This window comes from Clostridium punense, from assembly GCF_017874425.1.
Taxonomy (GTDB): domain Bacteria; phylum Bacillota; class Clostridia; order Clostridiales; family Clostridiaceae; genus Clostridium_J; species Clostridium_J punense.
On record NZ_JAGGLL010000004.1, the window covers coordinates 221,126 to 231,379 of the forward strand.

The 10,254-nt window shown below is 31.8% G+C and carries 5 protein-coding genes and 1 other annotated feature; of the genes, 4 read left to right on the top strand and 1 reads right to left on the bottom strand.

Annotated features, from left to right (window positions below; genetic code table 11):
- Positions 1–27: 27 nt before the first annotated feature.
- Positions 28–1,839 carry a MutS family DNA mismatch repair protein gene (locus tag J2Z44_RS04140; protein ID WP_209649362.1) on the bottom strand — a complete coding sequence of 604 codons (1,812 nt, stop codon included), beginning with the start codon at positions 1,837–1,839 and terminating at the stop codon, positions 28–30.
- Between the two features lie 584 nt (positions 1,840–2,423).
- Here J2Z44_RS04140 and mnmH point away from each other — a divergent pair.
- The 4 genes from mnmH (at position 2,424) to J2Z44_RS04160 (ending at position 9,809) form a co-directional block, all read left to right on the top strand.
- Positions 2,424–3,485 carry a tRNA 2-selenouridine(34) synthase MnmH gene (gene mnmH, locus J2Z44_RS04145; RefSeq protein WP_209649363.1) on the top strand — a complete coding sequence of 354 codons (1,062 nt, stop codon included), beginning with the start codon at positions 2,424–2,426 and terminating at the stop codon, positions 3,483–3,485.
- A 114-nt stretch (positions 3,486–3,599) separates the two neighbouring features.
- A complete protein-coding gene (locus J2Z44_RS04150) occupies positions 3,600–5,555 on the top strand; it encodes a DNA gyrase/topoisomerase IV subunit B (protein ID WP_021281834.1) in 1,956 nt (651 codons plus the stop codon).
- Positions 5,556–5,566: 11 nt separating this feature from the next.
- Positions 5,567–8,485: a DNA topoisomerase IV subunit A gene (locus J2Z44_RS04155; protein WP_021281835.1), complete on the top strand. Its 2,919-nt coding sequence runs from the start codon at positions 5,567–5,569 to the stop codon at positions 8,483–8,485.
- Between the two features lie 16 nt (positions 8,486–8,501).
- A complete protein-coding gene (locus J2Z44_RS04160; protein WP_021281836.1) occupies positions 8,502–9,809 on the top strand; it encodes a M16 family metallopeptidase in 1,308 nt (435 codons plus the stop codon).
- A 55-nt stretch (positions 9,810–9,864) separates the two neighbouring features.
- Positions 9,865–10,129: a binding site (T-box leader), on the top strand.
- Positions 10,130–10,254: the final 125 nt, after the last annotated feature.

The following is a 10,254-nucleotide window of genomic DNA, read 5'->3' on the forward strand; positions in this document are numbered from 1 at the left end:
CAACACTATAAGAGTTGAGACCTATTTTTATTCTATTTGTATTCCTGCCATTTTCATAAGGTAAAGGGCATTCCTTGTATCACTGACTCCCTCTCTTAATTTATAATCAAAAAATATTTTATTGTTTTTATAGTACTCCTTAAAATGATAGTTTTTTACTGTAGGATTTTCTCTGTATAGTTCACCTAACTCTAAATCATGAGTAGACACCATTCCAAGGGTTGCTTTGTTACTCAATTGATTAATTAATATTTTTGCTCCCGTATGCCTATCTATGGAATTTGTGCCTTTAAAAATTTCATCCAATAAGAAAAATACTTTGTGGCCTTCATTTGTTTTATCAATTAAAGTTTTTATTCTTAAAATTTCAGCGTAAAAAGAAGAAATACTTTCTTCTAAATTATCACTGGTCCTCATACAGGTGATAAGCTTTAACTTACTACAGATAAATGTATTGCCTCGAACTTTAGTTCCAACATATGCAAGTACAAGGTTAATCCCCACGGTTCTAAGCATGGTGCTTTTACCAGCCATATTAGAACCAGTTATAAGAATAACTTTTTTATTTTCATCAATGGTAATGCTGTTACATATAGAATTATCACCTAGAAGGGGATGACCTAAATCTACAGCTTTTACAATCATTTTATTTTCTTCAAAGGTAGGCATACACCAGTTAGGGTTATCTCTATTTATATTAGTTAAACTTATAAGAGCTTCAAACTCGCCAATAACTTCTACCATAGTTTTCAAGCTTTTCCCATAGAGCTTTTTAAATTTTTCAAGTTCATAACAAGTTCTATAGTCCCAAAGAAGGATAATATTTAGGGGCCAGTAAAACATATTGCTTCTATCAGAAATTTTGCTTGCCAGGCTGTCTAATAGTTTAATTATAAAAGTAGCAGACTTGTCATTGGTAATCTTAAGCTTATTTTGTAGCTCTGTTAAATGAGAACTTTTGAAGTTTGCTTTTTCTAGGTAAGATATCATATTTGAGTAATTAGCGATATCTTTATTATATTTCAATACTTTTTCTAAGGAATTGCTTATCTTGTTTAGGTTGATAAGTAGAAGCATGATGCTTAATGCAATAAATATTTTTACAAAGGCAAAAGTAAAATTCCTTAAAAATAAAGGTAAAATTAGAGAACCTATGATTAATATGGTCATAATATTACATAAAGGCTTTATATAGCTCTTTAAAAAATAGGGATTTTCACTTTCACCCCATTTAATTAACTCCTCGGGATTAGAGAAACCCTTTGGATTATTCATTCCTTCAGCTAAGAATCTCTGGCAAAAACTTAATTTGCTATTTAACTCCTCAAGGGCAGATTGTCTTTCTTTTATCTTATCTATTTGAAAGTCTATATCCCCACAAAGCTCATCTCTTAGTCTTTTTTTACCTAGAGGTGTTATAGAGGAACATATTTTTTGAAAAAGAGAGTTTTTTCCTAAGATATCCAAATCCTCACTGTAAAAAGGATTTTCTTCCTTTAAATCACTGCCATCATAAAAGTTTTTATAGTCGCCATTGATTCTTTTAACTCCCAAATCATTAAGATGAATTAAGTTTTCCACTTTCAGTAGAGCAGACTTTATAGTACTATGTTTTTTTGAAATATATATGAACCCAATAATAAAAAGTAATATAGAAAATAAGGTTAAGTAGTAGCTTGATATTTTGTAAGAAAAAATGAAAATTATAGTACAAAGTAAAAAGAATAATAATCTCACTAAGCTATAGAAGCTACTTAGCTGCGTCCAGGATTTTTTTATTTTTGAAAATCTATGAATTCTTTTTTCATAGATACTTTCCTTTGATAAGTTTATGCTCATTATTTTCCTCCAGTTTATAATTTTGCAACTTAAGTATAGTTGATATTTCTTATAATTATACAACAAATGTAATAACAAATGTAAGTAATTGTATATTTATTTTCTGATTTTGTAAATAATTAGGTAGAAGGAAATAAATAATAGGTCAAAGGTGTGAAGAATATTTTGAGTTCACAAGCAAGCTTGTGTTCATAAGGAAGCTTGTGCCGACAAAGAAATAGGTTATTAGATAGTGGAGTTATCTATAGGGTCTGACATGTAGTATAACACAAAATAAATAATGGTACTGCCTAATTTTTTTGAAGATGACTTATATAAAAAGAAAGAAATTTGACACACTTACTATTAGGATATAAAATAAATTAGTCAGAAGTTATAGAAGTTTTTAATAGTTAAAAAATCATTCTTAAATTTTAAAGCAAGTGATAGCATATCATTTGTACAATATAGTTGCTCATAGTATAAAAAAATAATATGAGGAACTGCTTTTAAAAAATTCAATAATGAATTTACATATATTAAATCTTAACCAGATTTTTATAGATTAAAAATAAAATTAGATTTTCACTCATGGAGGAATCGTTATGGCAAGAACCGTTGAATATAAAGATTTAAAAGGAAATTATGTAATAGTTGATGTGAGAAGTCCAGGAGAATATAAGGATTCTACAATAAATGGAGCAATTAACTTGCCTTTATTCGATGACGAGGAAAGAGCTACCGTTGGAACTATATACACAAGAGAGAGTACTGAAAAAGCAAAAAAACTAGGAGTAGAAATTGTGGCAAAAAAATTGCCAGGGATATATGATAATGTACATGAATTAGAAAAACAATATGAAAAAGTAGTGCTTTTTTGTGCCCGCGGAGGTATGAGAAGTGGTTCCATTGCAGAACTTTTAGGAGCTCTTGGTACAAGAGTTGAAAGAATAAAGGATGGATATAAAGGTTACAGAGCCTTTATTACAGAAGAGCTTCCAAAGTTAAATGAAAAAGTAGAATATGTTGTGCTTCATGGTAACACTGGAGTAGGAAAGACAGAAATTTTAAAAAAGCTTAAGGAACATGGCTATAATGTACTTGATTTAGAAGACTGTGCAAATCATAGAGGTTCTATACTTGGCTCTGTAGGGCTTGGGGAAACAACTTCACAAAAGCAATTTGAGTCTAATGTATATGAACAGCTAAGAGAAACTCAAGGTAAGTATGTGTTTGTTGAGGCAGAAAGTAGAAGAATTGGAAGGGTTGTAATACCTGAATATATTCACAATAAAATGAAAAGTGGAATTCATGTGTTTGTGGATGCTGATATAGAATTTAGAAAAGACCTTATTGTAAGAGAATATACCAAGGTTGAAAATTGTAAGGAAGAAATTTGTGAAGCTCTTATAAAATTAAAAAAACATATTAGTGAGAAAAATATAGAAGAGTACTGCGAAAAAGTAAGGCAAGGAGAATATGATGAAGTGGTTAAAGAGTTAATGGTGAAATACTATGACCCTCTTTATATGCATAGCTCCGATAAGTACGACTATGACTTTAAGCTGATGGTTAACGAGGTTGAAGAAGCAGCAAAAGCCCTAGAAAATTTTATAGAACAATACTCGAAAAAAGATAAAGAATCCTGTGTTGCTTGTACAGAATAACAACAGAAATACAAAAAACAGAACATTTGTTTCTGTTTTTTATTTTTTTCTCTTTACTATCTTCAAATAAAATTATAAAATAAAGTTTGTAACTCTATTTTTAGGAGGAATATTATGCAAGTTAATGAAAATAAAAACTCAAGCTATGAGGTTACGGACTTAACTTCTCTTGAAAAGTTAGAACCAGTAAGGGTTAGACCAGGAATGTACATAGGTTCTACGGGAAGCAAAGGTCTTCATCATTGCATTTGGGAAATTTTAGATAATGCCATTGATGAACTTACAAATGGCTATGGTGATAGAGCGGAAATAATTTTAAATAAAGATAAAACTGTTACAGTAATAGATAACGGAAGAGGAATACCTACAGGAATTCACCCTATAAAGAAGAAATCAGGAGTAGAAATGGTTTATACTGAACTACACACTGGGGGTAAATTTAATAATTCTAATTATAAAACTTCTGGAGGACTTCACGGGGTTGGTGCTGCGGTAGTTAACGCACTGTCCTCATGGCTTGAGGTAGAAGTTTATCAAAAGGGAAGTATTTTTAAGCAAAGATTTGAACATGCCTATGATAAGGAATTAAAAAGAAAGATGCCAGGGACACCAGTAACATCTCTTGAAGTTATAGGAAATACAAGAAAGACTGGAACAAAAGTAACCTTTCTACCAGATAATGAAGTTTTTAGTAATGTGGATTTTAAGTTTGAAATTATTGATCAAAGACTTCAAGAACTAGCTTTTCAAAATAAAGGAATTACCTTAGTTTTAAAGGATTTGAGAAAAAATGAAATTGTGGAAAAGACTTATTACTCAGAAAGAGGACTTTTAGATTTTATAGATTATCTTAATGAAAGTAAAACAGTACTTCATAAAGAGCCTGTTTTATTTGGTGGAGAAAGAGAAGTTAATGGAATCAGAGTTGAAGGAGAAATTTGTGTTCAATTTACGGATTCTACTACTGAGAATATCGCAAGCTATGTAAATAACATACCAACTACAGAATCAGGAACTCATGAAACAGGTTTTAAAACGGGAATGACTAGAGCTTTTAAAGAATGGAGTAAGAAACTAAACCTTATTAAAGAAAAAGATAAGGAGTTTGAGGGAGACGATTTAAGAGAGGGTATGACTGCTATTGTTAAAGTAAAAATCAGCAACCCTATGTTTGAAGGACAGACTAAAACAAAACTTGGCAATGTAGAGGCCTACTCTATGATGAATGAACTTTGTTATATTAAATTTGGTGAGTGGATAGAAGATAACAAGGAAATTGCAACGGTGCTTATTAATAATGCCCTTTCTGCTGCAGCAAGAAGAGATAAAATAAAGAAAATTAATGAAGCAGAAAGAAAGAAAATAGGAAATGGTACTGCACCCCTAGCAGGAAAAATAGCAGTTTGTACTCTAAAGAATCCTGAATTTACAGAATTTATTGTGGTTGAGGGAGATTCTGCGGGAGGATCTGCAAAACAGGCTAGAGATAGAAGATTTCAAACTATAATGCCCTCTAAAGGTAAGATAATGAATACAGAAAAGCAAAAACTTGAAAATGTGCTAGCTAGCGAAGAACTTAAAATATTCAATGCAGCCATTGGTACAGGGGTCCTTGATAATTACAAAGAAGAGGAACTTAAATATGGAAAGATAATAATAATGAGTGATGCCGATGTAGACGGCTACCACATTAGAACTTTATGGATGACTTATATTTATAGATATATGAGACCGCTAATTCAAAATGGTCACTTATACATGGCACTCCCTCCACTTTATAAAGTGTATAAAACTACTAAAAATGGGGAGATAGCTAAGTATGCTTATAGTGATGAAGAATTAGAAGCAGTAAAAAAGGAAATTGGTAAAGGTGCTCTTATTCAAAGATATAAAGGACTTGGAGAAATGAACCCAGAGCAGCTTTGGCAAACCACTTTAAATCCAGAAACAAGAACTCTTCAAAGGGTAACCATTGAAGATGCAGCCAAAGCAGAGAAGATGATATCTCTTCTTATGGGGGATGTGGTGGAGCCAAGAAAAAACTATATGTATAAGTATGCTGAGTTTTAGGAGGGATTAATATGGCGAAGAAAAAGGACAATATACCTGTTGATAATAATATAATAAATGTTTCTATTGATGAAGCAATGCCGGATAACTACCTTCCTTATGCTGTGGAAGTATCAAAGGATAGAGCTCTTCCAGATGTGAGAGATGGAATGAAGCCAGTTCATAGAAGAATACTTTATGGAGCCTATATGCTTAAAGCTTTTCCGGATAAGCCTTATTATAAATCAGCTAGAATAGTTGGAGATATCTTAGGTAAGTATCATCCTCATGGAGACACTTCTGTATATGATGCCATGGTAATTTTGGCACAGGATTTTAGCACAAGAAAACCACTTATTGATGGCCACGGTAACTGGGGAAGTATAGATGGAGATAGTGCTGCGGCTATGCGTTATACTGAAGCTAGACTATCTAATATTGCTCTAGAAATGCTAAGGGATATTGATAAGGATATAGTTGATATGGTAAATAACTATTCTGATTCAGAAAAGGAGCCCTCAGTGCTGCCTTCTAGATATCCAAATCTACTTGTAAATGGTGCCTTTGGTATTGCAGTTGGTCTAGCAACAAATATTCCTCCTCATAACTTAGGGGAAGTAATTGATGCATCTCTTGCGCTAGCAGACAATCCAGAGATAACTACAAGAGAACTGATGAATTATATAAAGGGGCCAGATCTTCCAACAGGAGGAATACTCATAGGGAAAAATTCATTAATTTCAGCTTATGAGACAGGTGAAGGTAAGGTAACCCTAAGAGCTAAGACTCACATTGAAACCTTAGAAAATGGAAGACTTGGTATAGTTATTACTGAGTTTCCTTATAGAAAAAATAAAGCAAAGCTACTTCAAACCATTTCGGATATGACTGGAGACAAGAAACATTCGAAAGCTTTAGAGAGTATAGCCGATATTAGAGATGAATCTGATAGGAATGGAATTAGAGCAGTAGTTGAGTTTAAGAAAAGTGCAAATGAGGAAAATGTAAATAAGGTTTTAAAATATTTATTTAAAAGAACTGAGCTTCAAAGCAACCTATCTTTTAATATGGTAGCCCTAGCAGATGGTAAGCCAAGAACTATGGGGCTTAAAACTATGCTCCATTATTATATAGAGCATCAAAAGGAGATTGTTACAAGAAGAACAAGAAAAGAACTAGAAACCGCAGAAAAAAGATTTCACATCGTGGAAGGTTTTATTAAAGCTATAGATATCTTAGATGAAATCATTGCAACCATAAGGGCTTCTAAGTCTAAGAAGGATGCAAATATTAATTTAATTAACCAGTTTGGATTTACTGAATTACAAGCTGAAGCTATTCTTGAAATGATGCTTTACAGATTGACTGGCCTTGAAATTAACGTTTTTCAAAAAGAGTATAAAGAACTTGAAATAACCATTAAAAAGTTAAGAAAAATTTTAGAAAGTGAAAAAGAACTCTTAAAGGTTATTAAAAAAGAGATGCTTCAAATTAAGGAAAGCTATGATGATCCAAGAAGAACTGCTATTGTAGAAGATGATAGTGAAGCAAAAATTGAACTAGAAGAGCTTATTATAGAAGAGGATGTAGTAATAACTCTTTCCAATGAAGGCTATATTAAAAGAACTCCGATTAAATCCTTCAATAGAACTTCTCAAAATGTGGAGGATATTGATCATAGAGAGGGAGACTATAACAAATTCTTAATGGAGGGAAATACAAAGGATACAGCAATTTTCTTTACCAATAAGGGAAATATGTATCAAATGAAGGCTGTTAACATTCCAGAATTTAAGTGGAAGGAAAGAGGAGAAAAGCTGGATACCTTATTTAAAGGCCTAGATTTAAACGAAGAATCTATTATTTCAGCATATGTGGTTGAATCCTTTGAATTAAGTAGAGATATATTATTCTTTACTTCAAAGGGCGTAATTAAGAAAACAGAGCTAAGTAAATTTAACACCAACTATAGTAAGTTACTTGGAATTAAGCTAAGGGAAGAAGAAACCCTAATCAATGCAGATTTAATAACAAAGGATAGAGAACGTAAATTTATTAATATATCTACTAAAAAAGGTCTAAACTTTACTGTTGAAGAGCCTGAATTAGAGGCATTGGATAGAACCATAAGTGGAAAGCAACTATTTAAATTAGTAAAAGATGATGATGCAGTAAGTATTGAGTATACAGAGGAATTTAACTATAAAGAATTTTATGTAACTTTAAATGGAAAAGGTACTTTAAGGTGTAGTAATAGAAAAAGTAATGAAAAGTTAATTACTATAGCAACCTCTACTAGTGATTTACTATTCTTTACTGCTAAAGGGAATGTGCATAAACTTAAAGGAAACTTAATTCAAAATATTGATAAAAAGGGAATAGATATTAGTGAAATTCTAGAAAATTTTAATGAAGAAGATTCTATAGTTAGCATAATTTCAGTTATGAATTACAGAGATACTGAAGGCGTTTATTTTGTTACCTCAAAAGGAATGGTAAAAAAGACTAGCAGTTCAGAATTTAGTGGGGATTTTGACTATGGAGTAGCTTGCAAATTAAAAGGTAATGAAGACAGAATAATTTCAGTTTATCTAGAGGGAAATCCTAGTGACCTTGTAGTAGTAACCCAAAAAGCCATGTGCATAAGATTTTCAACCACTACTGTAAATCCTATGGGAAGAAATGCTGCGGGGGTTACTGGAATTAGTCTAAAAGATGATGATGAAGTGGTGTTTGGAGCTTTAATAAGTAGCACAATACCTTTAAATTCAAACTCCTTAAAGGATTTATGTGTAGATAAATATGAAGGTACATTAAGGCTAAGTACAATAAAAGGGGAAGAAAAGACATTGGAATTAAGTCATGTTCCTGTTCAAAATAGGGCTGGAAGAGGAAAAAATATTATGCTTTGTTCAAATGATGACTACCTTGAAAAAGTTGAAATCTTATAGAAAGTAGAGTTTTAGTATGAAAAAGGTTATATTAGAAAATGGCATAAAAATTATATATAAAAGTATTCCAGGCAGTATAACATCCTTCACCATAGGGGTAGAAGCTGGGGCTAATGCAGAAACAGAGAAAGAGTTAGGTCTTGCCCATGTGGTAGAACACATGGTTTTTAAGGGAACCAAAACTAAAACTGAAAAAGAAATAAATAAGTTGTGTGATGAGGTTTTTGGGTTTCATAATGCAATGACTAACTATCCCTATGTAGTATATTATGGAACTTGTTTAAGTGAAGATTTTGCTTCAGCCTTTCAGATTTATAGTGATATAATTATAAATCCTGCCTTTAGGCAAGAAGGGTATAAAGAAGAAATTCAAGTGATAATTGAAGAGCTTAAGGAATGGAGTGAGGATTTATCTCAGCATTGTGAAGACTTGCTATTTTTTAATGCTTTTAGTGAAAGAAGAATTAAACATTTGATAATTGGAAGGGAAAGTATCCTTAGAAGCTTTACCATAGAAGATATTAAAGGATTTTATAACAGATTGTATACTCCTAATAACACAGTAATTTCTGTAGTAACTTCTTTAGCTTATGAAGAAGTAATTAAACAAATTGAAGAAATATTTGGTTCTTGGAGAGAAATGGGAAAATCCTTTGATGAAGACTACAATACAAGTGAAATTTCTGAAGTGATAGAAAAGAATCCAGGTGGTAGAGATATAGAAAAGTCCAAAGAAAAACATACAAAACCACTTTATGAAAATCCAACTGAGGATACATACTTTGAAAAAAGTTCAAATCTTAGTGGAGCTAAAATTCAGTATATTTTTCCTATACAACATTTAACGGTCGAGGAAGTAACTCTTTTAAGGGTTTTTAATGAAGCTTTTGGAGAAGGTACTAGCTGTCTTTTATATGACGAAATAAGAACAAACAGAGGCCTTGTATATGATATAAGTGGGAAAATTAAAAATGAAAAGGGTATTAAGCTCTATACTATTACTTTAGGAACATCTAAGGAAAATGTAGAACTAGCTGTAAGCTTAATTAATGAAAAGCTTTCTGAGATTGGGGAAACTAAGGGATTATTCACTGAAGAAAAAGTTAGAAGCTTAGTTAAGTCACAAAAGTTAAAAAGAACTCTAAACTTAGAAAAATCCATAGTAATGGCCATGAACTTAGTGGTATATGAAATTATGTATAATAGCTGTGAAACTTTATTGCAGGAGTTTGACTTTGAAGTTTTACCAAAGGAAGAAGAGATTTTACGGGTGGCAAAAAAGGTTTTAATTAACCCAGCAATACAAATTATTATGGCTAAATAAAAGTCAGTAATAGGGTTGACAAAATGTACAAAACATTATAAAATATGTTAAACAATTAAAAACTATGATGAGAAGAGTAAATAGCCAAATTTTTCTACAGAGAGCTTCCGTTGCTGAGAGGAAGTGAAAGATTATCTATTGAAAAAAGCCTCTGAGTTGTGCATTGAACCTTAGTTTACTTAAGGGGATGATGTAACGGGAGCTCCCGTTATAGAGCTAGAGTATAATCTTTTTTTAAAAGCCGTACTTGAAAAGGTTAATATGGTGACATATTAACGAACTGGGGTGGTACCACGAAGTAAGTAGCTCTCGTCCCCAAGACTTAAGTCTTGGGGGTGGGAGTTTTTTTATTATATAGGAAATTCAACTTTTTTTGCGCTAGCAAAATGCCTGGAAGGCCTTGGAATTGTTGCTTTTGAGAGTTTGTGTAAAAAAATGCCATAAA

Bases quoted from the DNA above. Each gene is read 5' to 3' on its own strand.
- J2Z44_RS04140 (WP_209649362.1), bottom strand. From the start codon at position 1,839: ATGAGCATAAACTTATCAAAGGAAAGTATCTATGAAAAAAGAATTCAT.
- mnmH (WP_209649363.1), top strand. From the start codon at position 2,424: ATGGCAAGAACCGTTGAATATAAAGATTTAAAAGGAAATTATGTAATA.
- J2Z44_RS04150 (WP_021281834.1), top strand. From the start codon at position 3,600: ATGCAAGTTAATGAAAATAAAAACTCAAGCTATGAGGTTACGGACTTA.
- J2Z44_RS04155 (WP_021281835.1), top strand. From the start codon at position 5,567: ATGGCGAAGAAAAAGGACAATATACCTGTTGATAATAATATAATAAAT.
- J2Z44_RS04160 (WP_021281836.1), top strand. From the start codon at position 8,502: ATGAAAAAGGTTATATTAGAAAATGGCATAAAAATTATATATAAAAGT.